The 26024-nt window shown below is 66.7% G+C and carries 22 protein-coding genes; 14 read left to right on the forward strand and 8 right to left on the reverse strand.

The annotated features are described in order from the left end of the window. Window positions 1-17: 17 nt before the first annotated feature. From OU994_RS07070 to OU994_RS07085, 4 genes are all read left to right on the forward strand, one after another. A complete protein-coding gene (locus tag OU994_RS07070) occupies window positions 18-2423 on the forward strand; it encodes an aldehyde dehydrogenase family protein (RefSeq protein ID WP_373922561.1) in 2406 nt (801 codons plus the stop codon). Window positions 2424-2553: 130 nt separating this feature from the next. After that, window positions 2554-3876, forward strand: a complete 1323-nt coding sequence (gene deoA / locus OU994_RS07075; protein WP_281610173.1) for a thymidine phosphorylase — start codon at window positions 2554-2556, stop codon at window positions 3874-3876. A 120-nt stretch (window positions 3877-3996) separates the two neighbouring features. Then, entirely contained in the window at window positions 3997-4404 is a 408-nt protein-coding gene (locus tag OU994_RS07080) for a cytidine deaminase (RefSeq protein ID WP_281610174.1), read from the forward strand. Window positions 4405-4408: 4 nt separating this feature from the next. Further along, a complete protein-coding gene (locus OU994_RS07085) occupies window positions 4409-5623 on the forward strand; it encodes a nucleoside deaminase (protein WP_281610175.1) in 1215 nt (404 codons plus the stop codon). A 6-nt stretch (window positions 5624-5629) separates the two neighbouring features. Here the strand turns inward: OU994_RS07085 and OU994_RS07090 are convergent, their stop codons facing one another. The 4 genes from OU994_RS07090 to OU994_RS07105 all read right to left on the reverse strand — a co-directional run bounded on the left by OU994_RS07090 (window position 5630) and on the right by OU994_RS07105 (window position 8213). Further along, the gene (locus OU994_RS07090) at window positions 5630-6088 is read right to left on the reverse strand and encodes a VOC family protein (protein WP_131147537.1); all 459 of its coding nucleotides are present in this window, start codon (window positions 6086-6088) and stop codon (window positions 5630-5632) included. Between the two features lie 134 nt (window positions 6089-6222). Continuing rightward, window positions 6223-6996 (reverse strand): LytTR family DNA-binding domain-containing protein, encoded by a 774-nt coding sequence (locus OU994_RS07095; RefSeq protein WP_281610176.1) that lies wholly within the window; start codon window positions 6994-6996, stop codon window positions 6223-6225. A gap of 10 nt (window positions 6997-7006) precedes the next feature. Further along, complete coding sequence (locus OU994_RS07100) at window positions 7007-7918, reverse strand: sensor histidine kinase (protein WP_131147535.1); 912 nt, start codon at window positions 7916-7918, stop codon at window positions 7007-7009. Window positions 7919-7937: 19 nt separating this feature from the next. Continuing rightward, entirely contained in the window at window positions 7938-8213 is a 276-nt protein-coding gene (locus OU994_RS07105) for a hypothetical protein (protein ID WP_281610177.1), read from the reverse strand. Window positions 8214-8464: 251 nt separating this feature from the next. Between OU994_RS07105 and OU994_RS07110 the strand changes: the two genes are divergently transcribed. Next, entirely contained in the window at window positions 8465-9679 is a 1215-nt protein-coding gene (locus OU994_RS07110; protein ID WP_281610178.1) for a choice-of-anchor A family protein, read from the forward strand. A 31-nt stretch (window positions 9680-9710) separates the two neighbouring features. Here the strand turns inward: OU994_RS07110 and OU994_RS07115 are convergent, their stop codons facing one another. Beyond that, window positions 9711-10328 (reverse strand): TetR/AcrR family transcriptional regulator, encoded by a 618-nt coding sequence (locus OU994_RS07115; protein ID WP_281610179.1) that lies wholly within the window; start codon window positions 10326-10328, stop codon window positions 9711-9713. 113 nt (window positions 10329-10441) lie between these two features. Beyond that, window positions 10442-11926, reverse strand: coding sequence for a PLP-dependent aminotransferase family protein (locus OU994_RS07120; RefSeq protein ID WP_281610180.1), 1485 nt, complete (start codon window positions 11924-11926; stop codon window positions 10442-10444). A gap of 227 nt (window positions 11927-12153) precedes the next feature. On the opposite strand from OU994_RS07120, the gene OU994_RS07125 reads away from it, so the two are divergent. From OU994_RS07125 to OU994_RS07160, 8 genes are all read left to right on the forward strand, one after another. Beyond that, window positions 12154-13446 (forward strand): aspartate aminotransferase family protein, encoded by a 1293-nt coding sequence (locus tag OU994_RS07125; protein ID WP_281611596.1) that lies wholly within the window; start codon window positions 12154-12156, stop codon window positions 13444-13446. A 143-nt stretch (window positions 13447-13589) separates the two neighbouring features. Continuing rightward, window positions 13590-14705 (forward strand): alanine dehydrogenase, encoded by a 1116-nt coding sequence (gene ald / locus OU994_RS07130; RefSeq protein ID WP_281610181.1) that lies wholly within the window; start codon window positions 13590-13592, stop codon window positions 14703-14705. Between the two features lie 57 nt (window positions 14706-14762). Further along, on the forward strand, window positions 14763-16265 hold the full coding sequence (locus tag OU994_RS07135; protein ID WP_373922562.1) for a CoA-acylating methylmalonate-semialdehyde dehydrogenase: 1503 nt from the start codon (window positions 14763-14765) through the stop codon (window positions 16263-16265). 252 nt (window positions 16266-16517) lie between these two features. Beyond that, on the forward strand, window positions 16518-17885 hold the full coding sequence (locus tag OU994_RS07140) for an NAD(P)-dependent oxidoreductase (RefSeq protein WP_281610182.1): 1368 nt from the start codon (window positions 16518-16520) through the stop codon (window positions 17883-17885). Beyond that, window positions 17885-19183 (forward strand): NAD-dependent dihydropyrimidine dehydrogenase subunit PreA, encoded by a 1299-nt coding sequence (preA, locus tag OU994_RS07145; protein ID WP_281610183.1) that lies wholly within the window; start codon window positions 17885-17887, stop codon window positions 19181-19183. The genes OU994_RS07140 and preA overlap by 1 nt, the downstream gene beginning before the upstream one ends. Before the next feature lie 153 nt (window positions 19184-19336). Continuing rightward, window positions 19337-20830, forward strand: coding sequence for an NCS1 family nucleobase:cation symporter-1 (locus OU994_RS07150; RefSeq protein WP_131147527.1), 1494 nt, complete (start codon window positions 19337-19339; stop codon window positions 20828-20830). After that, window positions 20827-22221, forward strand: a complete 1395-nt coding sequence (gene hydA / locus OU994_RS07155) for a dihydropyrimidinase (RefSeq protein WP_281610184.1) — start codon at window positions 20827-20829, stop codon at window positions 22219-22221. The genes OU994_RS07150 and hydA overlap by 4 nt, the downstream gene beginning before the upstream one ends. Before the next feature lie 11 nt (window positions 22222-22232). Further along, window positions 22233-23507, forward strand: coding sequence for a Zn-dependent hydrolase (locus OU994_RS07160; RefSeq protein WP_281610185.1), 1275 nt, complete (start codon window positions 22233-22235; stop codon window positions 23505-23507). On the opposite strand, the gene OU994_RS07165 is transcribed toward OU994_RS07160, so the two are convergent. Further along, window positions 23504-24148, reverse strand: a complete 645-nt coding sequence (locus tag OU994_RS07165) for a CatA-like O-acetyltransferase (RefSeq protein WP_281610186.1) — start codon at window positions 24146-24148, stop codon at window positions 23504-23506. The genes OU994_RS07160 and OU994_RS07165 overlap by 4 nt on opposite strands. An 11-nt stretch (window positions 24149-24159) precedes the next feature. Next, window positions 24160-25089, reverse strand: coding sequence for a LysR substrate-binding domain-containing protein (locus OU994_RS07170; protein ID WP_281610187.1), 930 nt, complete (start codon window positions 25087-25089; stop codon window positions 24160-24162). An 85-nt stretch (window positions 25090-25174) separates the two neighbouring features. Here OU994_RS07170 and OU994_RS07175 point away from each other — a divergent pair, with 85 nt between their 5' ends. Beyond that, a complete protein-coding gene (locus OU994_RS07175) occupies window positions 25175-25900 on the forward strand; it encodes a sulfite exporter TauE/SafE family protein (RefSeq protein ID WP_281610188.1) in 726 nt (241 codons plus the stop codon). Window positions 25901-26024: the final 124 nt, after the last annotated feature.

The raw sequence follows: 26024 nt of genomic DNA on the forward strand, positions 1-26024 counted from the left end.
GCTTTAAGACAATCGCCATGCCAACTATCAACGAGATCCTCAACACCATGGAATACGGCCCCGCCCCCGAGAGCCAGAAAGAAGCGCAAGCGTGGCTGGACCAGCATGGCCGCAAGTTCGGGCTGTTCATCGATAACCAGTGGTCCGACAGCGGCGAGCTGTTCGCCTCCACCAATCCCGCCGACGGCAAGCCGCTGGCCGAGCTGACGCAGGCCAGCGCCGACGACGTCGATCGCGCCGTGTCCGCCGCGCGCCGCGCGCAGCCGGCATGGGCCGCGCTGGGCGGCCATGGCCGCGCGAAGATCCTGTACGCGATCGCGCGCCTGATGCAGAAGCATGCGCGCCTGTTCGCCGTGCTGGAAACGCTGGATAACGGCAAGACCATCCGCGAAACGCGCGATGCCGACCTGCCGCTGGTGGCGCGCCACTTCTACCACCATGCCGGCTGGGCGCAACTGCTCGACGAAGAGTTCCCGAACCATCGCCCGGTGGGCGTGGTGGGCCAGATCGTGCCGTGGAACTTCCCGCTGCTGATGCTGGCGTGGAAGATCGCGCCGGCGCTGGCGGCCGGTAACACGGTGGTGTTCAAGCCCGCCGAGTTCACGCCGCTGACCGCGCTGCTGTTCGCCGAGATCTGCGTGCAGGCCGGCATGCCGGCCGGTGTCGTCAACATCGTCACGGGCGATGGCCGCACCGGCGAAGCCATCGTCAAGCACGAAGGCATCGACAAGCTGGCCTTCACCGGCTCCACCGAAGTGGGGCGCCTGATCCGCGAGGCCACCGCCGGCACCGGCAAGAAACTGTCGCTGGAACTGGGCGGCAAGTCGCCGTACATCGTGTTCGACGATGCCGACATCGACGCGGCCGTGGAAGGCCTGGTCGATTCGATCTGGTTCAACCAGGGGCAGGTCTGCTGCGCCGGTTCGCGCCTGCTGGTGCAGGAGTCGGTGGAAGAGCGTTTCCTGAAGAAACTGAAGGCGCGCATGGACAACCTGCGCCTCGGTTCGCCGCTGGACAAGTCGATGGACATCGGCGCGCTGGTCGATCCGATCCAGCGCCAGCGCATCCATGGCCTGGTGGAAGCGGCGCGTGCCGAAGGCTGCGAGATCTACCAGCCGTCCGCCTGCGAGATCCCGGCCGATGGCTCGTGGTTCCCGCCCACGCTGATCACCGGCGCATCGACGTCGGCCGCGGTGGCGCAGGCCGAGATCTTCGGCCCGGTGCTGGTGGCGATGAGCTTCCGCACCCCCGCCGAAGCCGTGCAGCTGGCGAACAACACCGTGTACGGCCTGGCCGCGTGCGTGTGGTCCGAGAACATCAGCCTGGCGCTGGACGTGGCACCGCAGATCAAGGCTGGCGTGGTGTGGATCAATACCGCCAACCAGTTCGACGCCGCGTGCGGCTTCGGCGGCTACAAGGAATCGGGCTATGGCCGCGAGGGGGGCCGCGAAGGCCTGTACGAATACCTGGTGCCGGTGAGTGAAGATGCGCGCCCGGCCTTGCCGCCGGTCGCGAAGGTATCGTCGAACGCATCGCCGAAGGCCGCCGCGCCGGCCAGCGATCCGTTCGCCATCGACCGCACGGCCAAGCTGTACATCGGCGGCAAGCAGGCCCGCCCGGACGGCGCCTACAGCCGCGCGATCCACGGCGCCGACGGTGCGTTCCTCGGCGAGATCGGCGAAGGCAGCCGCAAGGACATCCGCAATGCCGTCGAGGCGGCGCACAAGGCCGCCGGCTGGACCAAGGCCACCGCGCACAACCGCGCGCAGGTGCTGTACTACATCGCCGAGAACCTGGCCGCCCGCGGCCGCGAATTCGCCGACCGCATCGCCGCGCAGACTGGCTCCCAAGGTGGTGCCGGTTCGGCTGAAAAAGAAGTGCAGGCATCGATCGAGCGCCTGTTCTACTGGGCTGCGTGGGCCGACAAGTACGACGGCGCCGCGCACCAGCCGCCGATGCACGGCATCACCGTGGCGCTGAACGAGGCGATCGGCGTGATCGGCATCGTCTGCCCGAACGAGAACCCGCTGCTGGGCTTCATCTCGCTGGTGGCGCCCGCCATCGCCGTGGGCAACCGCGTGGTGGCCGTGCCATCCGAGGCGCATCCGCTGTCGGCCACGGACCTGTACCAGGTGTTCGATACCTCGGACCTGCCGGGCGGCGTGGTGAACATCGTCACCGGCAGCGCCGATGAACTGGCACGCACGCTGGCCACGCACGCCGATATCGATGCCGTATGGCGCCACGACGGTTCGGCCGAAGGCTGCGCCGAAGTGGAGCGGCTGTCGGCCGGCTCGCTGAAGCGCACCTGGACCGGCGGCGCCAAGGGGCGCGACTGGTTCAGCGTGCAGCAGGCTGCCGGCAGGACCGTGCTGCAGCATGTGACCCAAGTGAAAAATATCTGGATTCCTTACGGGGTCTGATAGCGTCCAGATTCGTACGCTTACCCCAAGGGCGTGAATCTGGGGTCAGACCCGCCGGGTCTGACCCCGGCCTCTGCCTCTGGGGTATGCAAAGCCTGCGACACGCAGACTTCAAAGAAAGAACACCACCATGTACCTCCCCCAGGAAATCATCCGCAAGAAGCGCGACAAGGGCACCCTCACCGCCGACGAGATCAACTTCTTCGTCAAGGGCATCACCACCGGTGAAACCACCGAAGGCCAGATCGCCGCGCTGGCGATGGCGGTCTACTTCAACGACATGACGATGGACGAACGCGTGGCCTTCACGCTGGCCATGCGCGATTCCGGCGATGTGCTGGAATGGAAATCGCTGGACCTGCCCGGCCCGGTGATGGACAAGCATTCGACCGGCGGCGTGGGCGACCTGGTGTCGCTGCTGCTGGGCCCCATGATCGCGGCGTGCGGCGGCTTCGTGCCGATGATCTCGGGCCGCGGCCTGGGCCACACCGGCGGCACGCTGGACAAGTTCGACTCGATCCCCGGCTACACGACGGTGCCGGACAATGCGCTGTTCCGCAAGGTCGTGAAGGAAGTCGGCGTGGCCATCATCGGCCAGACGGCTTCGCTGGCACCGGCCGACAAGCGTTTCTACGGCATCCGCGACGTGACCGGCACGGTGGAATCGGTGGCGATGATTACCGGCTCGATCCTGTCGAAGAAGCTGGCGGCCGGCCTGGACGTGCTGGCGATGGACGTGAAGGCCGGCAGCGGCGCGTTCATGCCCACCTACGAGAAATCGGTGGAGCTGGCCGAGTCGATCGTCAGTGTCGGCAACGGCGCCGGCACGCTGACGTCCGCACTGCTCACGGACATGAACGAATCGCTGGCGCCTGCCGCCGGCAACGCCGTCGAAGTACGCTGCGCGATCGACTACCTGACCGGCAAATCGCGCCCGGCACGCCTGCACGAAGTCACGCTGGCGCTGTGCGCCGAGATGCTCGTGCTGGGCAAGCTGGCCGCCGATGAAACCGAAGCGCGCGCGAAGCTGCAGGCATCGCTCGACTCCGGCGAAGCCGCCGACCGCTTCGCCCGCATGGTCGCCGCGCTGGGCGGCCCGGCCGACCTGATGCAAAACCCGGACAAGTACCTGGACAAGGCGCCCATCATCGTGCCGGTCCCGGCGCTGCAATCGGGCTATGCCGCCGCCACGAACTGCCGCGCCATCGGCCTGGCAGTCGTCGCCCTGGGCGGTGGCCGCACCCGGCCGCAGGACACGATCGACTTCGCCGTCGGCCTGACCGAACTGGCCGAACTGGGCCAGCGCATCGAAGCCGGCCAGCCGCTGGCCTACGTCCACGCCCGCACCGAAGCGGCCGCCCAGCGCGCCATCGCCGACGTGCAAGCCGCCTACACGATCGCCGACACGGCCCCCGCCGCCAACCCGATCGTCTACCGCACGATCCGCCCGTAACGTAAAAACAACAGGGGACAGTCCCCGATTTTGCAATTCGGTCGTAAAACAACGCCGGGGACTGTCCCCGATTTTGCAATCGGTTGTTCTACAACGATCGACGCGATGGAAAGTTTGCTGATGAACACTGAACAATTGATCGAGGAAGCCAAGGCGGCGCGGTTGAAGGCGTATACGCCGTACTCCAACTTCAAGGTGGGGGCGGCGCTGCTGGCCCGTGACGGCAAGGTGTTCCATGGCTGTAACGTGGAAAACGCGTCGTACGGCCTGTGCAACTGCGCCGAGCGCACGGCGTTCTTCAGCGCCCTCGCGCACGGCTACCAGCCGGGCGATTTCGACAGGCTGGTGGTGGTCGGCGAGACCGAAGGCCCGATCGCCCCCTGCGGTGCCTGCCGCCAGGTGATCCTGGAACTGGGCGGCAACGGGCTGCCCGTCGTGCTGACCAACCTGAAAGGGGATGTACTGGAGACCACCGCCGCCGAACAGTTGCCGAACGCATTCGGCAGCTGGGACCTGAAGCGCCGGTAAGCCCGTGAAGAAGACGATCGACGTCCAGGCAGCCGTCACCATTGCCTCGCTCGAGGCGATCGCGGCAAAAACGCAGGGAACGTTCGGCGTGGGCGGCGTGATGCTCGACGGCTTCGGCAACGTGCTGCAGGCCGTCCACAACCAGGTGATCCGCGATGGCCTGATCTGGGATCCGACCGCGCACGGCGAGCGCCAGCTGGTCGACTGGTATTTCGCGGAGAAGGCCAGGGGCCGGGCGCTGCCGCCGCCGCACGAGATCACGGTCGTCACCTCGCTCGACCCGTGCTGCATGTGCGCGGGCGCGCTGCTGGCCGCGGGTTTCAAGGTGGTGGTTGCCGCCAACGACACCAATGCCGGCATCAATCACGATGGCGGCGGCACCTTCACCGCGCTGCCCGAAACGCTCCGTGCGCAGGCGCGCGAGACCTTTGCCTACCCGGCCGTGCTGGGTTCATCGTCCTATGCGCGGGGTGCGGCGGGCGCAGCGCCGCCGCCGTTCTTCATCGGCAAGACGATCGCCGAACCCACCCAGGCGCTGTGCTCGCTGGTGTTCGAGGCGACCACGGAAGCGGTGATGAACCTGTTCGACAACGACCCGCCACGCACCGGCCTGCTCGATCCCGCCACGCTGCCGGACGACCACGCGATCGTGCGCGCACTGAAGCGCGCCTGCCCGGATGCGCTGACCTACCGCGCCACGCCACGCCGGCCGGATGCGGGCCTGGCCCCGTACCTGCGGCATGCGATGGAGCGCGACCTGGCCCAGGGCGGCAGCGGCAATGCGGCGGTGCTGCTGGACGCGTTCGGCAACCTGTTGCTGTGCTGCCATGGGCGGCGCACGCAATCCGGCATCCGCACCGCGTTCATGGAATGCACGCGAGCCTATGCGCAGTTGCGGTACAAGCTGATGGCGGGAGCCGATGCGGCGCGCCAGGAAGAAGTGCGGCGCTATCTCGGCCACCCGAAGGATGGCACCTTCGTGCTGGCCGTGGGGCCGGACGACGGCGCGCTCAGCTTCATGGAACTGGGGGCCTACGGCTCGACGATGGAAGGCGCGCTGCCGCCGGATAACCCGACGCAGTTCCAGTACGTGCGCCCGGGCATGCCGCCGGCGGCGCTCGAGGAACTGTGCGGCAAATTGCCGCCACTGTACCGCGACCTGATCGGGATCAAGCCGGTACAGGTGGCGGATGGCGAACTGGTCGACGCGTTGCGCTGACGGCGTTCAGCGCGGCCGTTCGGCCTCGGCCCACGGATCGTAGGTGCCGATGCTCCATACGTGGCCTTCGGGGTCGCGGCAGGTAAAGCCGCGGCCGCCATAGTCTTCGTCCTGCAGCGGCAGCACGACTTCGCCGCCGGCATCCATCACGCGCTCGTGCACCCGGTCCGCATCGTTGACGGTGAGGTAGGCGCTCTGGGTGACGAACCGGCCGGTTTCCGACGGCTGCTTCAGCAGGCGGCCATAGTCGGTATCGAATACCGATCCCAGCATGATCATGCCGTTGCCATAGGAAAGCTGGGCATGGGCAACGGTGCCGTCTTCATTGCGCACCACGAGGGTGGCTTCGAATCCCAGCGTGCTGCACAGCCATTCGATGGCGGCGGGGGCATCGCGGTAACGCAGGCAAGGCATGATGGTGGCGCGCGTGTGCTTGGGTATCGTGGTATCCCGGTTCGTCGTCATTGCGCTTCTCCCTGTTCTGTTGCGGGTTCCTGGTTGGCGAAACCCCAATATAGACCAGCGCACAAGGCACGGCAAGCAAAGTCAGGTACGACCGGCGGCCCCCGCGTGCGACGCATGAGCCGCCGCACGACCGCCTACATTTGCTGGAATAAATGGGTGTTGCCGCGACTGACTTCGAGCTGTTCCGGGCAGTTCTTCACGCGGACCATCTGCCGCCCGCGCAGGTCGCGGGTGACTTCCGCGATCGCATCCACGCGCACCAGCGTGGAGCGGTGGATGCGCCAGAATTCATCCGGATCGAGCTCGTCCGCCAGTTCCTTCAGCGTCTTGCGGATCAGGACTTCGCCCTGCGCCGTCTGCACCCGGGTGTACTTTTCATCGGCCTGGAAGAACAGGATCTCGCGCGTGCTGATCATGCGCAGGCTGCTGCCCACCTGGGCCTGGATCCAGTGCAGGTAATCGCGCTTGCCGCCGCGGCCGGGCTCGCCGCCGCCGCGCCCGTCGAGCAGCCGCGACAACTGCGCCGCGATATCGTGCGGCCGCTGCCCGATGCGTTCCTTCAGCCGCGCGCACGTGGTCTTCAGCCGCTCGCCGCCCACCGGCTTCAGCAGGTAATCCAGCGCGCCCTGTTCGAACGCCTCGATCGCATACTGGTCGTAGGCGGTGACGAACACGATGTGGCACCGGTTGAACAGCATGCGCGCCGCTTCGATGCCGGACAGCCCGGGCATGCGGATGTCGAGGAATACCACGTCCGGCTGGTGCTGCCCGGCCAGCGCGATCGCTTCCACGCCATTGGCCGCCTCGGCCGTGATGGCCAGTTCCGGCCAGCATTCGCGCAGCCGGGTGCGCAGCATGTCGCGCATCGGTTCTTCATCGTCCGCGATCAGGGCGGTGGGCGCCTTCATTGCAGCCTTCTCATGGGGATTTTTCCGCGAAGATGTCCGGCGCGAACGGTACCCGGATGGCGGCCCGGCAACCGCCCTCGGGCGGGGTTTCGATCTGCAGTTCGGCGCGCGTGCCGTACATCAGCTTCAGGCGCTCCCGCACGTTGGCCAGGCCGATGCCGTCGCCGCCGAAGCAGGAAAAGCCCACCCCGTCATCCTGCACGTCCACCTGCAGCATGGTGCCGGTGGCGGCGGCGCGGATATCGATCCGGCCGCCTTCGATCTTCGGCTCCAGCCCGTGCTTGATGGCATTCTCGATGAGGATCTGCAGCATCATCGGCGGGAACGTGGCGCTCTCCAGTTCGGGCGGCACGTCGATCGACACGGCCAGCCGCGCCTTCATGCGCGCCTGCATGATCGCCAGGTAGGAGCGCGACAGCGCGATCTGCCGGCCCAGCGTGCCATTGCCGCGCGAGCGCATCTGGGGCAAGGTCGAGCGCAGGTAGTCGATCAGGTGCTGGTGGATGCGCGCCGCCTGCGGCGGATCGGTTTCGATCAGCTGGCCGATCAGGGCGAGCGTGTTGAACAGGAAATGCGGTTCCACCTGGGCCTGCAGCGCGGCCATGCGCGCTTCCACCAGCCGGCGTTCCAGTTCCTCGGTGCCGGCCTGCTCGGAAGCGCGACGCGCCTCGATCTCGGCCTTGCGCTTGCCGCCCGCCAGCACCTTCAGGCCCAGCGAAATGAAGATGAATGCCACCACCTGCTCGGGGTGGATCACCGGCGTGCAGGCCAGCAGCGTCGCCAGCACCCAGGTCACCACGAGCTGGCGCATCGGCACCTGGGCCAGCCAGTCGAAGAATTGCCACCACAGCGAGCTGGCGGTTTCGCCCAGTTCGCGCACGAATCCCATGGCGCCGCGGGCGCCGCTTGCCGCTGTCTTCATCGCTTGCCTGGTTGTCCGCTCATCGGCCGTTCTGGTGGGCGGGGTCGCGGTGGCGCGGCCGGTAGTGCTGCTTGCCGCCCAGTGCGCCCGCGACCAGCTTGACGAGCAGGAACAGCACGAACAGGGTCAGCGCCAGCGGCAGCACGGTGATCAGCAGCGCCAGCATCACGCACGCCGCCAGCAGGCTCGGCCAGGGCATGCGGTCCAGGCGGCGCATCGCGTGCCGCACGATCCGCACGGTCGCGTCATACGCTTCGCGCAAGGTTTCCGTACAAGTCTTGTTGATGGTTTTCATTGGCAGCCTCCAGGTATCGATGCCTGCACTGTAGTGCCGCGGTTCGCGCGGTGGAACGGCGATCCGACGAACGGGCGGTTTCGCGGGACGATTTGCGACAGCGGCCGACGAATGGGCGCAAAAAGCAACACGAATGCTCATACGAAACGACCAAAACTCACCCGATTGCTTGACCGGCCGCAAGGAATGGACCTGCCCGTGGTATCCTATATGTAATAAATATTGCAATTAAAGAACATCAAGGAATAACCATGCTACGCACCAGTCTCATTGCCGCCGTCCTGTCCGCAGCGTTCGGCACCCAGGTGGCCGCCGCCGCCGAGCCGCTGACGGCCACGCAGGTGCTGAACCAGATGAATGCCGTCTCGCTGACGACCATCACGGCCACCTCGGGCGGCCACGTGCACGGCCGCACCTGGGCCGCGGGCAGCGTTACCGGCGGCGAATACGGCAACCAGCTCGGCAAGGCGCCGGCTTCGGACTATGCCGGCCTGACCGCGGCCAGCGTGAAGGGCGCCACGGATGCCTGGGGCAACACCAGCCGGGTCACGGTCAACCGCGGCGGCGTGGTCACCAGCGGGTCGCTCAACGGTGTGACCGTCAACGAGGGCACCAGCGTGGTGGGTGGCGACGTCGCCAATTCCACGCTGAACCGCGCCTCGCAGGTGGCCGGCAGCGCCGCGAATTCCACCTTCAACGGCGGCGCGACCATCGGCGGCAGCCTGGCCAACTCCAATGTCAACGGCGGCGCCTGGGTAGGCGGCAGTGCCTCGAACTCGAACATCAACGGCGGCGCCACGGTGCTCGGCGCGGTGGCGAACACGAACACCAATGACGGCGCGTTCAAGGGCTTGACGGCGGACTTCGCCACCGCCAGCGCGGCGGCCACGTCGACCGATTTCGCCGGCGTGCTGGGCGGCCTGTCGAACACGCTGGCGCAACTGAAGTCGACCGGCAGCACCGTCGACATCAGCGGCTCGAAGGCCACGTTCACCGCGCAACTGGATGGCAACGGCGTGGCGGTGTTCGACCTGACGGGCATCGACGACACGCTGTTCGCCCTGAACGAATTCCAGTTCAACCTGAACGGCGCCAGCACGGTGATCATGAACACGGACATCACCGGTGCTTCGATCCACGCCAACTTCCTCGGCGGCAGTGCGCAGGGGATTGGCAGCCAGGTGATCTGGAATTTCTACGATGCCACCAACCTCACCATCGCCACCCAGTTCGGCGGTAGCGTGCTGGCCACCGATGCACTGGTGACCAACACGCGCGACATCGAAGGGGGCCTGTTCGCCAGGGCGCTGGACCTGCGGGCGCAGGTGCACGTGCAGCCGTTCACGGGCAACGTCGACGCGCTGTCGCCGGTGCCCGAGCCGAGCACCGTCGCCATGGTCATGGCGGGCCTGGCCGTGCTGGGTGTGGGCGGCCTGCGCCGCCGCGAGGAAAGCTTCCGCGCCTGATCGTCGCGGCCCGGTTCAGGCGCGGCCCGGTTCAGGTGCCGTGCGCCTGGACCAGGGCCAGCACGAGGCCCACGATGGTGTCCTCGGCTTCCTGGTAATCCTTCTTCAGCAACTGGCGCCGGTCCAGCACCAGCGCCATCTGCGCGGCGAAGTCCGCGTAGGACTGCGTCATCGCCCAGATCGCGAACAGCAGGTGCGTGGCGTTCACGGGCGCGATGCGGCCGGCGGCGATCCACCGCTCGAACACGTCGATATCGCGCTTGAGCACCGGCACCACGCGTTCCTGGATCTGCCCCCCGTACAGCCTGGCCCCGCCGATCACTTCCATCGCATACACGCGCGATGCGTAAGGCTGCTCCTGCGAGAAGCGCAGCTTGGCCTGCACGTAGGCGCGCAGCACATCGGCCGGCGCGTCGTCCTCGGTGGCCTGCGCCAGGCTGGACATGCGTTCCAGCCAGTCGTCGAGCACATCGTCCAGCACGCGGCGGTACAGCTCCTGCTTGGTGGGGAAGTAGTACATCAGGTTCTGCTTCGACAGCCCGGCGCCTTCCGCGATCGCCGCCACCGACGCGCCTTCGTAGCCGCACTCCGCGAACACGCGCACCGCGACCGCGGCGATATCCGCCTCGAGCCGGTCGCGGTTCAGCATGCGCCGCGACGCGGCGGCAGTAGGAGCTTCGTTATGAGCTACGCTACGGGCTTCGCCATGGGCTTCGTTACGGACTTCATTTTGGGCTCCGTGATGGGCTCCCTTCTTGCCGTTCATGACAGTCTCCGTGACAGTGGCGCGAAGGCCGATTGCAGGAAGGCGCGCAGCACGGGGTCGTGCGCATACGCCACGTTGAAGCGGAACCAGATCGTGGTGCTGGGCCGCAGCAGGAAGAATTCGTCCGGCGACAGCAGGATGCCGGCGCGCAGCGCGGCATCGGCGATGCTGCGGGCGTTGCAGTCCGGCGCCGGCGGCACGTTCCAGCCGGCCGAGACGAACATGCCGCCGCGCGGCCGCGCCACCGGTTCCATGCCCACGTCGGCCAGCGCCTCGATGGTGCGCTCGCGGCCCGCGTCGAGCTGGGCCACCAGCCGGTCGACCATCCTGCGGTAGGCGCGGCCGGTGACCGCGTGGTAAACCGCCCGTTCATTGACTTCGGACGTCGTCAGGCCCGTCAGCATCTTCACCCGCACCAGTTCCGGCATCAGCGAGCCGGATGCGCAGATCGACCCCACCCGCAGCACCGGCGACAGTGTCTTGGAAAAACTGCCGACGCGGATCACGCGCCGCAAGCCATCCATCGCCGCCAGCGACGCTTCGCCCCTGCCGGCGAGGTCGCGGTAGATATCGTCTTCCACCAGCCAGAAATCGAACTGCTCGGCCAGCGCCAGCAGCCGGTGCGCCTGCGCCTGCGACAGCGAGGTGCCCAGCGGGTTTTGCAGCACGGTGTTGACGAACATCAGCTTGGGCTGCGCCTGGCGGGCCCGCGCGGCCAGCGCCTCCAGGTCCAGGCCATGTTCGCCGCGCGGAATGCCGACCGCGTTGCAGCCGTGGTGGCGGATCAGCGACAGCAGGTTGCTGTAGCCGGGGTCTTCGACGAACACGGTGTCGCCGGGCCGCGTGAGGGTGCGCAGGATGAGGTCGAACGCATGGGTGGCGCCATGGGTCAGCAGCACCTGGTCCGCCTCGGCGGGGAACAGCTCGTCGGTCAGCACGGCCGCCACGTGCTGGCGCAGGGCGGGAAAGCCCAGCGGGTGGCCGTAGCCGCGCAGGCGGTTGGCGGGAATGCGCATGGCGTGGCGCACCGCGTCGAGGATGGTGTCTTCGCCATACCACTCGGGCGGCAGCCAGCCGGCGCCCACGGGCAGCGCATCGGCGACGCCGGAGTACAAATCGGAGGTGAGCGCATCGACCGTGGCCGGCCCGGCCACGATGGCCGGCGGCAGCTGCGAGGCGATCTCGTGGCGCGCCACGTAATAGCCGGAACCGCGCCGCGACGACAGCAGGCCCAGGTTGACCAGCCGGTCATAGGCTTCCACGACTGTGAAGGTACTCACGCCATTACACTTCGCGAACTGGCGCACGGACGGCATCTTCGTGCCGATCCGCAGCTCCTTGCCCGAGATCATCGCTGTCAGCACGGCAACGATCTTGTCGACCAGGCTGCCCTTGCTGGCCCGCTCGATGACGATCGCGGGCCATGCCACGGCGGTCGCTGGTGCCGGCGCCTCCGGCGCGGAAATTCGTCTGCTTGCCATCGTTGAACTGTAGTGTTTTTAAGACCAGTACGGTTGGAACGCCTTGCCGATTGTGTATATGTGACATAGTGACCGGCGTGTCTATTATTGCATCATCATTTTGCCAACTGGTAAATAATTTTCGGGCCGTCCGGCCCATGGGAGATCGCATGAACCGACCAGAAAATCTATCCGCGCAGCATCCCGCAACTTCCTCCCCGCCGCATCCCGCGCAGTCTCCCGATTCGATGGGCGCCTTCTGGATGCCCTTCACCAATAACCGCGACTTCAAGGCCAGCCCACGGCTGCTGGTCTCCGCCGCCGGCGTGCATTACACGGATATCGACGGGAACCAGGTGCTCGACGGTACCGCGGGCTTGTGGTGCGTGCCGTGCGGCCACGCGCAGCCGAAGATCGTGGCCGCGGTGCGCGAGATGGTGGGCAAGCTGGACTTCGCGCCGACGTTCCAGATGGGCCATCCGACCGCGTTCGAACTGGCCGAGAAGCTGATGGCCTATACGAACCACAAGTTCGGCCACGTGTTCTACACGAACTCCGGTTCGGAAGCGGTGGATACGGCGCTGAAGATGGCGCTGGCCTACCACAGGGCGCGCAGCGAACCCGCACGCACCCGGCTGATCGGCCGCGAGCGCGGCTACCATGGCGTGGGCTTCGGCGGCATCTCGGTCGGCGGCATCGCCGGCAACCGCAAGCAGTATGGCGCGCTGCTGCCGGGTGTCGACCACCTGCCGCACACGCACAACCTGGAAAAGAACGCATTTACGCGCGGCGAACCGGAATACGGCGCGCACCTGGCCGATGAACTGGAACGCATCGTCGCGCTGCACGACGCGTCCACCATCGCCGCCGTGATCGTCGAGCCGGTGGCCGGTTCCACCGGCGTGCTGATCCCGCCGAAGGGCTACCTGAAGCGCCTGCGCGAACTGTGCACGAAGCACGGCATCCTGCTGATCTTCGACGAGGTGATCACCGGCTTCGGCCGCATGGCGACGCCGTTCGCATCCGACTATTTCGGCGTCGAGCCGGACATGATGACCACCGCGAAGGGCCTCACCAACGGCACGGTGCCGATGGGCGCCGTGTTCACGAAGGGCTTCGTGTACGACGCGTTCATGGATTCTCCGGCCGGCATCGAACTGTTCCACGGCTACACCTATTCCGGCCATCCGCTGGCCTGCGCCGCTTCGCTGGCCACGCTGGAGGTGTTCGAGGAACAGCGCATCATCGAGCATGCGAAGGGCTTGCAGGATTATTGGGCCGACGCGGTGTACTCGCTGAAGGACCTGCCGCACGTGATCGACCTGCGCTGCATCGGCCTGATCGCCGGCATCGAACTGGCGCCGATTCCCGGCAAGCCAGGCGTGCGCGCCTATACCGCCTTCAAGAAGGCCTTCGCCGATGGCGTGCTCATTCGCGTGACCGGCGACATCATCGCGCTGTCGCCACCGCTGGTGTTCGAGAAGCAGCATATCGACGAGCTGTTCGGCAAGCTGGCGAAGATCCTGAAAGAGCTGGACTGAGCCACTGACGTCAGCGCACTGGGGACAGGCACCGCTGACCAGCGGCGTGGACACAATCCGCAACGTCGGGCGCGGTGCCTGTCACCGGTTTCCAGGCACCGCAACACGCATCACCACCCCCAAAGCCTAAAAGGAGACATACCATGCTCGTAGGCGTACCCAAGGAAATCAAGAACCAGGAATCCCGCGTCGGCCTCACCCCGGCCAGCGTGAAGGAACTGACGCTGCGCGGCCATCCCGTGCTCGTCGAACGCAATGCCGGCGCCGCCATCGGCCTGACCGATGCGATGTACGAAGCCTCCGGTGCGACGATCGTCGCCACCGCCAGCGAGATCTTCGAGCGCGCCGAAATGATCGTCAAGGTCAAGGAACCGCAGCCGCAGGAGTGCGCGATGCTGCGCGAAGGCCAGATCCTGTACACCTACCTGCACCTGGCTCCCGACCCCGCGCAAACCCGGGCGCTGGTCGAATCGGGAGCCGTCTGCATCGCCTATGAAACCATCACCGGCCCGAACGGCGGCCTGCCGCTGCTGGCGCCGATGAGCGAGGTGGCGGGGCGCATGGCCGTGCAGGCCGGCGCGGCGCACCTGGAGAAATCGAAGGGCGGCATGGGCCTGCTGCTGGGCGGCGTGCCCGGCGTGGCGCCCGGCCACGTGGCCATCATCGGCGCCGGCGTGGTCGGCACCAATGCGCTGCAGATCGCCGTCGGCATGGGCGCGCGCGTGACGGTGCTCGACAAGAGTGTCGACCGCCTGCGCCAGCTCGACCTCGTGTTCGGCAACCGCGTGCAGACGATGTATTCGAACGCCCACACCATCGAGGAAGCCGTGCTGGGCGCGGACCTCGTGATCGGCGGCGTGCTGGTGCCCGGCGCCGCCGCGCCCAAGCTCGTCACGCGCCAGATGGTGGCGAAGATGAAGCAGGGCGCGGTGGTGGTCGACGTGGCCATCGACCAGGGCGGCTGTTTTGAAACCTCGCACGCGACTACGCACGAACAACCCACCTTCGTCGTCGACGGCGTGGTGCATTACTGCGTCGCGAACATGCCCGGTGCCGTCGCCCGCACCTCCACCTTCGCCCTGAACAACGCCACCATCGGGCATGCGCTGGCGCTGGCGGACAAGGGCTGGAAGAAAGCCCTGCAGGCCAACGCGCACCTGAAGAATGGCCTGAACGTCTGCCTCGGCCACGTCACGTACGAGGCGGTGGCCCGCGACCTGGGCTACGACTACGTGCCGGCCGACACGATCCTGGCGTGACGATTGCTGTCGCAATACTGCGCTGTCCCGACATTACATAACCTGAACGAGACCAAGATGACCGACATGGATACCATCACGCATTACATCAGCGGCGCCAAAGCGGACACCCGCAGCGGCCGCTATGCCGACGTCTACAATCCCGCGCTCGGCGAACCCGTGGCCCGCGTGGCCCTTGGCAGCGCGGACGAAGTCGACGCCGCCGTGCAGGCCGCCCACGCGGCGTTTCCCGCCTGGGCCGATACGCCGCCGCTGGCGCGCGCCCGCGTGCTGGCGAAGTACCTGCAGCTGTGCCAGCAGCACACCGAGGAATTCGCGGCCATGCTGACGCGCGAGCACGGCAAGACGGTGGCCGATGCGCGCGGCGAAGTAGCGCGCGGCATCGAGGTCGTCGAATTCGCGTTGGGCATTCCGCAACTGCTGAAAGGCGAGTTCACCGACCAGATCGCGCGCGGCATCGATGCGTGGTCGATGCGCCAGCCGCTCGGCGTGGTGACCGGCATCACGCCGTTCAACTTCCCCGTGATGGTGCCGATGTGGATGTTCCCGGTGGCGCTCGCATGCGGCAACACGTTCGTGCTCAAGCCGTCGGAGCGCGATCCTTCGCCATCGCTGCTGCATGCCGAACTGCTGAAGAAAGCCGGCTTGCCGGACGGCGTGTTCAACGTCGTGCAGGGCGACAAGCTGGTGGTCGATGCGCTGCTCGAGCACCCGCACGTGCAGGCCGTGAGCTTCGTCGGCTCGACGCCGATCGCCGAATACATCTACGCGAAAGGCAGCGCGAACGGCAAGCGCGTGCAGGCCCTGGGCGGCGCGAAGAACCACATGGTGGTGATGCCCGACGCCGACATGGACATGGCGGTCGACGCCCTGATGGGCGCCGCCTACGGTTCGGCCGGCGAACGCTGCATGGCGATTTCCGTCGTCGTGGCGATCGGCGACGCGGGCGATGCACTGGTGGGCGCACTCGAACGGCGCACGGCCGCACTGAAAGTACGCGACGGCATGGCGCACGATGCCGAGATGGGCCCGGTCGTCACGCTCGCCGCCAAGCAGCGCATCGAGCGGCTGATCGGCGAGGGCGTGGAGCAGGGCGCGAAGCTGGTCGTCGACGGCCGCAATTTCAAGGTCGCCGATCGGCCCAACGGCTTCTTCGTCGGCGGCACGCTGTTCGACCACGTCACGCCGGACATGACGATCTACAAGGAAGAAATCTTCGGCCCGGTGCTGTGCGTGATGCGGCTGCCCGACGTGGGCAGCGCAGTGGAACTCATCAACCGCAATGAATACGGCAACGGCGTGGCCGTGTTCACGCGCGATGGCGGCGTGGCGCGCGAATTCGTGCGGCAGATCCAGGTGGGCATGGTGGGGGTGAACGTGCCGCTGCCGGTGCCGATGGCCTTCAACAGTTTCGGCGGCTGGAAGCGCAGCATGTTCGGCGACCACCACGCATATGGCCCGGAAGGCGTGCGCTTCTACACGCGGCACAAGGCCGTGATGCAGCGCTGGCCCAACACGGCTACCGCTGGCGCGGAATTTGCATTCCCACAGATGAAGTAACAGCAGAAGTACACCAGGCGAGCGCGCCGATCACGCTGACCGAAACCCCAGGCAGAAGCCGGGGTCAGGAAGGAGTGATGCCTAGTAAGCCATCACCGCTTTGCCGGCAAGGAGCAGTGCTCCTTGAAGCCCCGGCAAAGCCCCGCCGGGTCTGACCCCAGGGGCTGCAGTCGGGGTGGAATGAACCAGGCGTGGCGCTCGCACAGTGAAGCAGCAGCACTCAGTTCAGCCAACAAGCCAGGGACCAGAACCATGCTCGACTCACTCAACTACATTCCGCATCCCAGCTCCACGAACAGCGAGCTGGCCACCCACTTCACCGACCTCGCCCCGCCGCTGAACGCGCGCCAGGCCGCGATCGAGGCAGCCCGCTGCCTGTACTGCTACGACGCGCCCTGCACGCGCATCTGCCCCTCCGAGATCGACGTGGCCAGCTTCATCCGCAACATCCACGACCGCAACGTCGATGGCGCCGCGCTCGGCATCCTGAAGCAGAACATCTTCGGCGGCAGCTGCGCGCGGGTCTGCCCGACCGAGATCCTGTGCGAGGACGCCTGCGTGCGCAACCACGATGCCGAAGGCCAGCCCGTGAAGATCGCGCTGCTGCAGCGCTACGCTACCGACAACATGAGCTTCACGGACCATCCGTTCCAGCGCGCCAAGGCCACCGGCCGCAAGATCGCCGTGGTCGGCGCCGGCCCGGCGGGCCTGTCGTGCGCGCACCGCCTGGCGATGCTGGGCAATGACGTGATCGTGTTCGAGGCGCAAGAGAAGGCGGGCGGCCTGAACGAATACGGCATCGCGAAGTACAAGCTCACTGACGATTTCGCGCAGCGCGAGGTGGACTTCCTGATGGGCATCGGCGGCATCGAGATCCGCCTGGGCCAGAAGCTGGGCGACAACCTGCACTTGAAGGACCTGCATGCCAACTACGATGCCGTGTTCCTCGGCCTGGGACTGGGCGCCAGCCGGCAACTGGGCCTGACGGGCGAGGACGCGCCGGGCCTGCTGGCCGCGGTCGACTACATCGCCGAACTGCGCCAGGCCGCCGACCTGTCCGCGCTGCCGGTGCCGAAACGCGCCATCGTGATCGGCGCCGGCAACACGGCGATCGACATGGCGGTGCAGATCCAGCGGCTGGGCGCGGAAGAGGTGACGCTGGTGTACCGCCGCGGCTTCAACGCCATGAGCGCTACCCACCACGAGCAGGACATCGCCAAGGCCAACCAGGTGCGCATGCGCACGTGGGCCCAGCCGCAGCAGGTGCTGCTCGATGCGGCCGGACGCGTGCAGGGCATGCGTTTCGAGAAAACGCGCCTGGAGGGCAACCGCCTCGCTGGCACCGGCGAAACGTTCGAGATCGCCGCCGATGCCATCTTCAAGGCGATCGGCCAGACGATGGACGATGGGGCACTGGCCGATCCGCTGGCCACGCTGCTGAAACGCGACGGCGACCGCATCCACGTCGACGAACACTTCCGCACCGCGCTGCCCGGCATCTACGCCGGCGGCGATTGCGTGGCACCGGGGCAGGACCTGACGGTGCAGGCGGTCCAGCACGGCAAGCTGGCGGCCATGGCGATCCACGCCGAACTTCAATCGAAACTGGAGGCCGCATAATGAGTAACCTCGCTGACCTGTCCATCGACTTCTGCGGCATCAAGTCGCCCAACCCTTTCTGGCTGGCGTCCGCGCCGCCCACCGACAAGGCCTATAACGTCATCCGCGCCTTCGAGGCTGGCTGGGGCGGCGTGGTGTGGAAGACGCTGGGCGAGGATCCACCGGCCGTCAACGTCTCGTCGCGCTACTCGGCCATCTACGGCAAGAACCGCGAAGTCATCGGCTTCAACAACATCGAACTGATCACCGACCGCTCGCTCGACATCAACCTGCGCGAGATCACCGCCGTCAAGGAAGCGTGGCCGGACCGGGCCATCGTCGTGTCGCTGATGCTGCCCTGCGAGGAGCACTACTGGGCCGACATCCTGCCGAAAGTGGAAGCGACCGGCGCGGACGGCATCGAACTCAATTTCGGCTGCCCGCACGGCATGCCCGAGCGGGGCATGGGCGCCGCCGTGGGGCAGGTGCCGGAATATGTCGGCATGGTCACGGCGTGGTGCAAGAAGCACAGCAAGTTGCCGGTGATCGTGAAGCTGACACCGAACATCACCGACATCCGCCACCCGGCGCGCGCCGCGAAGAACGGCGGCGCGGACGCGGTCTCCCTGATCAACACGATCAATTCGATCACGTCGATCGACCTGGAGCGCATGGTGGCGCTGCCCACGGTGGGCTCGGCGAGCACGCACGGCGGCTATTGCGGTACGGCCGTGAAACCGATCGCGCTGAACATGGTGGCCGAGATCGCGCGCGATCCGGAAACGCGCGGCCTGCCGATCTCCGGCATCGGCGGCATCAACAACTGGCGCGACGCCGCCGAGTTCATCGCGCTGGGGTCGGGCTGCGTGCAGGTGTGCACGGCGGCGATGCTGCATGGCTTCCGGATCGTCGAGGAAATGAAGGATGGCCTGGCGCGCTGGATGGACAGCCAGGGCTACCGCACGATCGAGGAATTCCGCGGCCGGGCGGTGCCGAACACCACCGACTGGAAATACCTGGACATGAACTTCAAGACGATCGCGCACATCAGCCAGGCCGATTGCATCGGCTGCGGGCGCTGCCACGTGGCCTGCGAGGATACCTCGCACCAGGCCATTGCCCGGCTGGTCGACGAAGCCACGGGCAAGCGCACCTATGAAGTCATCGACAGCGAATGCGTGGGCTGCAACCTGTGCGAGATCACCTGCCCGGTGCAGGGCTGCATCACCATGCTGCCGCAGCAGACCGGCAAGGCGTACATGAACTGGACGCAGGATCCGCGCAATCCGCGGGCGGAGCAGGTGCCGACGGCGGCTTGAGGCTGCGGCTTCAAAGGGCCGTTACCATAAACCCAGACCCCGAGAGCAAAACCTGGGGTCAGACCCGGCGGGTCTGACCCCGGCATTTGCCGTTGGGTGAAAAAGCTGAGGCAACCACTCAGTAAACAACGATCCAACCCAGGAGAGAGCCCAGTGAACCACGACATCAAAGCCAACCCCCACCTGTGGAACGAAGACCTCGCGCCCACCACCGCCGCCCAGCGAACGTGGCTGTGGTACCACTTCGCGGCGCTCTGGGTCGGCATGGTGATGTGCATCCCCGCCTATACCCTGTCGGCCAGCCTCGTCGAAGGGGGCATGTCGGCGTGGCAGGCGGTGCTCACCGTGTTCCTCGCCAACGCCATCGTGCTGGTGCCGATGCTGGCGATCGGCCATGCCGGCACCAAGTACGGGATTCCCTACGCGGTGCTGGCGCGCGCGTCGTTCGGCACGGATGGCGCCAAGCTGCCGGCGCTGTTGCGCGCCATCGTCGCCTGCGGCTGGTACGGCATCCAGACCTGGTTCGGCGGCAGCATGATCTACACGCTGCTGGGCGTGCTCATGGGCGCGCCGATCGGCGGCGAGAAGATCGGCTGGCTGGGCATCAACGGCGCGCAGCTGCTGTGCTTCCTGGCGTTCTGGGCGATCCAGATGTACTACATCGTCCACGGCATGGATGCGATCCGCAAGCTCGAGACCTACACCGCGCCGCTGAAGATCCTGATCTGCTTCGTGCTGCTGTGGTGGGTATATGACAAGGCGGGCGGCTTCGGCCCGATGCTGGACAAGCCGTCGCAGTTCGCACCCGGCCAGCCGAAGGAAGGCCAGTTCTGGACCGCCTTCTGGCCATCGCTGACGGCGATGGTGGGCTTCTGGGCCACGCTGGCGCTGAACATTCCCGACTTCACCCGTTTCGCCAAGTCGCAAAAGGACCAGATCGTCGGCCAGTCCATCGGCCTGCCGGTGCCGATGGGCCTCCTGGCGGCGCTGGCGGTGATCGTCACGTCGGCCACCGTCGTCCTGTACGGCAAGGCGCTGTGGGACCCGGTCGACCTGGCCGCGCGGATGACCGGCGTGGCCGTGCTGGTCGCGCTGATCGTGCTGCTGGTCGATACCGTGAGCGTGAACCTGGCCGCCAACCTGGTCGGCCCGGCATATGACTTTTCCGCACTCGCGCCGAAGCGTATTTCCTACCGCACCGGTGGCTACATCACGGCCGGCATCGCGCTGGCGATGATGCCGTGGAAGCTGCTGGAAACCACTCAGGGCTACATCTTCACGTGGCTGATCGGCTACTCGGCGCTGCTGGGCCCCATTGCCGGGGTGCTGATCGTCGACTACTACCTGGTGCGCAAGACCGAGCTGGATGTGGCGGAACTGTACCGGGAACACGGCATCTATTCGTACGGCTCCGGCTGGAACATGGCGGCCGTCATCGCCTTCGTCCTCGGCGTGCTGCCGAACATCCCCGGCTTCCTGAACGCGGCGTTCCCCAGCGCATTCCCGGATGTCGGCGACACCTTCAAGACCATCTATACCTATGCCTGGTTCGTGGGCATCGCGATCGCGGCTGTCGCCTACGCGGCGATGATGCAGCTGGCCGCGTTCCGTCCCGCCACCCCGGCCCTGAATGGAGACACCAAATGAGCCTGATCATCCGAGGCGGTACCGTCGTCAATGCGGACCGCGCCTTCCGTGCCGATGTGCTGTGCGACGGCGACCGGATCGTCGCCGTGGGCGAGAGCCTGGAAGCGCCGGCGGGCGCGCAGGTCATCGACGCTTCCGGCCAGTACGTGATGCCGGGCGGGATCGATCCGCACACGCACATGAACCTGCCGTTCATGGGCACCGTAACGGCCGACGATTTCTATACGGGCACGGCGGCCGGCCTGGCCGGCGGCACGACGACCATCATCGATTTCGTCATCCCGAATCCGCAGCAGCCGCTGCTGGAGGCTTACCACCAGTGGCGCGGCTGGGCCGCGAAGGCGGCCGGCGACTACACCTTCCACGTGGCGATCACCTGGTGGTCCGACCGCGTGCACGAGGAAATGGGCGTGCTGGTGCGCGACCATGGCGTCAACAGCTTCAAGCACTTCATGGCCTACAAGAACGCCATTATGGCGGACGACGAGACCCTGGTGAAAAGCTTCCGCCGCTCGCTGGAGCTGGGCGCGATCCCCACCGTGCACGCGGAAAACGGCGAGCTGGTGTACCAGTTGCAGCGCGACCTGCTGGCACGCGGCATCACCGGGCCGTCGGCACATCCGCTGTCGCGGCCACCGGCTGTGGAAGCCGAGGCGGCCAACCGCGCGATCGCGATCGCCGGCGTGCTGGAAACTCCGCTGTACATCGTGCACGTGTCGTGCAGGGAATCGCTCGATGCGATCACCCGTGCCCGCGCGGCCGGCCAGCGGGTATATGGCGAAGCGCTGGCGGGGCACCTGATCATCGACGACAGCGTGTACCAGAACCCGGACTTCGACTTCGCCGCCGGGCATGTGATGAGCCCTCCGTTCCGAAGCAAGGAACACCAGCGCGCGCTGTGGCAGGGCCTGCGCGGCGGTAACCTGCACACCACCGCCACCGACCACTGCACGTTCTGCGCCGAACAGAAGGCCGCCGGCCGCGACGATTTCACGAAGATCCCGAACGGCTGCGGCGGGGTCGAGGACCGCATGGCCGTGATCTGGGACGAGGGCGTGGGCAGCGGCCTGCTGACGCCTTCCGAGTTCGTCAAGGTCACGTCGACCAACGCGGCGCAGATCTTCAACATCTATCCCCGCAAGGGCGTGGTGCAGGCCGGCGCCGATGCCGACGTCGTCGTCTGGGATCCGGCCGGCACGCGCACGATCTCGGCGAAGACGCAGTTCGCGAAAGGCGGCTTCAACGTGTTCGAGGGGCGCACCGTGAAGGGCATCCCCAGCACCACGATCGCCGCCGGCAAGGTGGTGTTCCACCGCGGCGAGCTGATGGCCGTCGAGGGCGCCGGACGCCACGTCGACCGCCCCGCATTCAAACCTGTTTCCGCAAGCTGAAAGGACGCCAGATGAACGACATGACTGAAGCGGTGACGACTGGAGCAGCTGTGGACGCGCTGCGGGTCGACGGCCAGCGCCTGTGGGATGCGCTGATGGAGCTGGCGCAAATCGGCGCCACCGAGAAGGGCGGCGTGAAACGGCTCGCGCTGACGGACCTGGACCGCCAGGGCCGCGACCTTGTCGTCGGCTGGGCAAAGGCCGCGGGCATGACGGTCACCGTCGACCAGATCGGCAACGTGTTCATGCGCCGCGCCGGTACCAACGATTCCTTGCCGCCGGTAATGACGGGCAGCCATATCGACACGCAGCCCACCGGCGGCAAGTTCGACGGCAACTATGGCGTGCTGGCCGGCCTGGAAGTGGTGCGCACGCTGAACGACCATGGCATCCGCACCGAAGCGCCGATCGAAGTCGCCTTCTGGACCAACGAGGAGGGATCGCGCTTCGTGCCCGTGATGATGGGTTCCGGCGTATTCTGTGGCGCGTTCACGCTGGAACACGCGTACGCGGCGAAGGATGTCGATGGCAAGACCGTCGGCGAGGAACTCGAGCGCATCGGCTATCGCGGCGACCAGGTGCCGGGCCAGCATCCGATCGGCGCCTATTTCGAGACGCACATCGAGCAGGGGCCGGTGCTGGAAGATGCCGACAAGGTGATCGGCGTGGTACCGGCCGTGATGGGGTTGTCATGGTATGACTGCACAGTGTCCGGCATGGAAGCGCATGCCGGGCCAACGCCGATGCACCTGCGGCGCGACGCGATGCAGGTGGCCGCGCGGATCATTCCCGAGGTGGTGGCGATCGCCAACCGCTATCCGCCTTATGGCCGCGGCACGGTCGGCATGATGCAGGTGTTCCCCAACAGCCGCAACGTGATTCCCGGCCAGGTGAAGTTCTCGATCGACCTGCGCAACGTGAACGACGAACTGCTGAACACGATGCACGAGGAGATCACGGCCTTCGTGGCGAAGGTGGCTGCGGATTCTGGGCTCGACGTCAAGCTGGAACGGGTGTCGTATTACCCGCCGTGCCCGTTCCATCCGGACGTCGTCGGCGCCGTGCGCAGCGCCACCGCGAAGCTGGGCTACCCGACCATGGACGTGGTCTCCGGCGCCGGGCACGACGCGATCTACGCGGCGCGCCTCGCGCCGTCCGGCATGATCTTCGTGCCGTGCAAGGACGGCATCAGCCACAACGAGATCGAGGATGCCCAGCCGGCGCACCTGGAGGCCGGCTGCAACGTGCTGCTGCACGCCATGCTGGAGCGGGCGAAGGTGGTTTAGGCAGGCTCGATGATCGCCGCCAGCTCGGCGGCGATCTGCTCTCCCAGCTGGTGCACGTGGAAGCCATCCACGAAGCCGTGGTGCGCCTGCACCGAGAACGGCAGCACCAGCTGGCCCGGTGCGCCGTCGCGGAACTTGCCCCAGGCGAGCGAGGGAATGTCCGGGCAAGCCAGCGCCGCCGTCGGATGCTGGATCGACGTGAAAGCGAGCCAAGGGATGCAGGTCACGAACATCTGGTGTTTCGCCTCGCGCGGTGCGAGTGCCCGGTACGGTTCGTTGAACTGCACCATGTTCGACGCCGCCTCGCGCGCGGCGCTGCCACGGGCGGCGAATTCCCGCAGATCGTCCGACCACTCGAACATCGCGAAATTCAGGTCGTTGTACTGGTTGATCACGGTGAAGGAAGGGATCAGGCGGTCGATCTCGAATACCTCGCCGTCATGGATGCGCCAGCGGAAGTTCTCGATCTTCATCGCCGCACGCAGCACGGCGCACAGCAGCACGTGGAAGGGGGGCAAGCCGCTGGCCTTGCACCAGGGCCGGAAATCGGGCAGCTCCAGCGGGAAGCACAGGTTCAGGGCCGGGCTGTCCATGCTGTCGAACATCTCGAAGCGGTCGCGCCGCCGTGCAAAATTTTCCATATCGCGTCTCGTTAACCGGGAGCCGGTATTGTCGCATGGGCCGCCGGCGCGTCGGCCAGCGCATCGGCCAATTCCTGCGCATAGCCCGGCAAGTCGGCGTAGCTGCGCGTGCACAGCAGCAGGCGCCGCCGTGTCCATGCATCGGCCAGCCGCACCACCTTGAGGTTGGCCGCGTCACGCGAGCGCACCACGGCCGATTCGGGCAGTACGGCGAGACCGGCGCCGCTGGCCACCATGCGGCAGATCGCATCGAAGCTGCGCACCCGCACGCGGTAGCGCAGCCGCTTGCCCAGCCTGGTCGCCTGTTCGCCGAGGTACATCTGCAGCGCGCTGTCGCCCGCCAGGCCGATGAAGTCGTGGTCCACCGTGGCCGCGAACGGCAGCGCGGCATTGCGGCGCAGGCCCTTGCCGAGCGGGTGGGCCGGATGCAGCGCCAGCACCAGCCGGTCTTCGCAGAACAGCCGGGTCTCCAGCCCGCTGCTGTCGACCGAATCGGTGACGATGCCGATGTCGGCCAGGCCGTCGCGCATCGCCTGCACGATATCGCTGGACAGGCGTTCCTCGAGATCGACGTTGACGTGCGGATGCCCCGCCATGAAGGCGGCCAGCGCATCGGGCAGGAATTCCGTCAGCGCCGACGTATTGCACAGCAGGCGCACGTGGCCTTTCAGGCCGGTGGCGTATTCGCCCAGGTCGGCGCGCATCTTCTCCATCTGCTGCGTGATCAGCCGCGCATGGTGCAGCAGCGTGCGGCCGGCGTCGGTGGGTTCCACGCCGCGGCGGCTGCGCTGCAGCAGCGGCACGCCAAGCGCATCCTCCATGCCGCGCACGCGGGCGCTGGCGGAGGCGAGGGCAAGGTGGGCCTGCGCGGCGCCGGCCGTGATGCTGCCGCTTTCCACCACGCGCAGGAACAGTTTCAGGTCGGTCAGGTCGAATCGCATAATTTCTCCAGCCTTCGTCGAATCCGAAGGCTCGGGCAGTATATTCCACATTTCCCGTGTCCCGCGGGAGCGCCATACTGCGCCCATGGAAAATCATCTTTTGTACATCTGTGTGGTATTCGTGCTGGCCGGCATGGTGAAAGGCGTCACCGGCATGGGCTTGCCGACCGTGGCGATGGCCCTGCTGGGTCTCGTGATGCCACCCCTGCAGGCGGCGGCGATCCTCGTCGTGCCTTCGCTTTTGACGAACGTGTGGCAGATGCTGGAACGGCGGGGCCTCTACGCGCAGTGGCTCCGGCTTCGGCCGATGCTGGCCGGCGTTTGCGCGGGCACGCTGGTCGGCGGCGCATTCCTGGCGAAGGGCGATGGCCGGGCGGTCCTCGGCGCCGCGCTGCTGCTGTACGCGCTGCTCGGATTGTCGTCGTGGCGCTGGCAGGTGCGTGCCGCACAGGAGCCGTGGCTGGGCCCATTGGTGGGCGCGGCGACAGGCGTGCTGACGGCGGTCACCGGCGTGTTCGTGCTGCCCGCCGTACCTTACCTGCAGGCGCTCGGGCTGGAGAAGGAAGAACTGGTGCAGGCGATGGGCCTGTCGTTCACGGTGTCGACACTGGCGCTGGCCGTGATGCTGGCCGGGCACGGCGCCTGGCAACCCGCCGAAGCCGGCATCTCGTTCCTGGCCCAGCTGCCTGCACTTGTCGGCCTTGCGCTGGGCACCCGGCTGCGCGCACGGCTCGAGCCACAGGTATTCCGGCGCTGCTTCTTCATCACGCTGCTGCTGCTCGGGGGCCACCTGTCCCTGGCCAACTGGTGAAAAACGGTGACAGTCACCAATTTTCCAGAAACATTTCCCGAAAAACGGTGACAGGCTCCATTTTTCACGGAACATTTCCCAAAAAACGGTGACTGTCACCATTTTTACAGGGTATTAGGGTATT

The sequence above is a fragment of the Pseudoduganella sp. SL102 genome (genome assembly GCF_027856995.1).
Classification (GTDB): domain Bacteria; phylum Pseudomonadota; class Gammaproteobacteria; order Burkholderiales; family Burkholderiaceae_D; genus Rugamonas; species Rugamonas albidiflava.

Excerpts from the sequence above, each read along its gene's own strand:
- OU994_RS07070 (WP_373922561.1), top strand. The coding sequence starts at position 18 with ATGCCAACTATCAACGAGATCCTCAACACCATGGAATACGGCCCCGCC.
- deoA (WP_281610173.1), top strand. The coding sequence starts at position 2,554 with ATGTACCTCCCCCAGGAAATCATCCGCAAGAAGCGCGACAAGGGCACC.
- OU994_RS07080 (WP_281610174.1), top strand. The coding sequence starts at position 3,997 with ATGAACACTGAACAATTGATCGAGGAAGCCAAGGCGGCGCGGTTGAAG.
- OU994_RS07090 (WP_131147537.1), bottom strand. The coding sequence starts at position 6,088 with ATGACGACGAACCGGGATACCACGATACCCAAGCACACGCGCGCCACC.
- OU994_RS07095 (WP_281610176.1), bottom strand. The coding sequence starts at position 6,996 with ATGAAGGCGCCCACCGCCCTGATCGCGGACGATGAAGAACCGATGCGC.
- OU994_RS07100 (WP_131147535.1), bottom strand. The coding sequence starts at position 7,918 with ATGAAGACAGCGGCAAGCGGCGCCCGCGGCGCCATGGGATTCGTGCGC.
- OU994_RS07105 (WP_281610177.1), bottom strand. The coding sequence starts at position 8,213 with ATGAAAACCATCAACAAGACTTGTACGGAAACCTTGCGCGAAGCGTAT.
- OU994_RS07110 (WP_281610178.1), top strand. The coding sequence starts at position 8,465 with ATGCTACGCACCAGTCTCATTGCCGCCGTCCTGTCCGCAGCGTTCGGC.
- OU994_RS07115 (WP_281610179.1), bottom strand. The coding sequence starts at position 10,328 with ATGCTGAACCGCGACCGGCTCGAGGCGGATATCGCCGCGGTCGCGGTG.
- OU994_RS07120 (WP_281610180.1), bottom strand. The coding sequence starts at position 11,926 with ATGGCAAGCAGACGAATTTCCGCGCCGGAGGCGCCGGCACCAGCGACC.
- OU994_RS07125 (WP_281611596.1), top strand. The coding sequence starts at position 12,154 with ATGGGCGCCTTCTGGATGCCCTTCACCAATAACCGCGACTTCAAGGCC.
- ald (WP_281610181.1), top strand. The coding sequence starts at position 13,590 with ATGCTCGTAGGCGTACCCAAGGAAATCAAGAACCAGGAATCCCGCGTC.
- OU994_RS07135 (WP_373922562.1), top strand. The coding sequence starts at position 14,763 with ATGACCGACATGGATACCATCACGCATTACATCAGCGGCGCCAAAGCG.
- OU994_RS07140 (WP_281610182.1), top strand. The coding sequence starts at position 16,518 with ATGCTCGACTCACTCAACTACATTCCGCATCCCAGCTCCACGAACAGC.
- preA (WP_281610183.1), top strand. The coding sequence starts at position 17,885 with ATGAGTAACCTCGCTGACCTGTCCATCGACTTCTGCGGCATCAAGTCG.
- hydA (WP_281610184.1), top strand. The coding sequence starts at position 20,827 with ATGAGCCTGATCATCCGAGGCGGTACCGTCGTCAATGCGGACCGCGCC.
- OU994_RS07160 (WP_281610185.1), top strand. The coding sequence starts at position 22,233 with ATGAACGACATGACTGAAGCGGTGACGACTGGAGCAGCTGTGGACGCG.
- OU994_RS07165 (WP_281610186.1), bottom strand. The coding sequence starts at position 24,148 with ATGGAAAATTTTGCACGGCGGCGCGACCGCTTCGAGATGTTCGACAGC.
- OU994_RS07170 (WP_281610187.1), bottom strand. The coding sequence starts at position 25,089 with ATGCGATTCGACCTGACCGACCTGAAACTGTTCCTGCGCGTGGTGGAA.
- OU994_RS07175 (WP_281610188.1), top strand. The coding sequence starts at position 25,175 with ATGGAAAATCATCTTTTGTACATCTGTGTGGTATTCGTGCTGGCCGGC.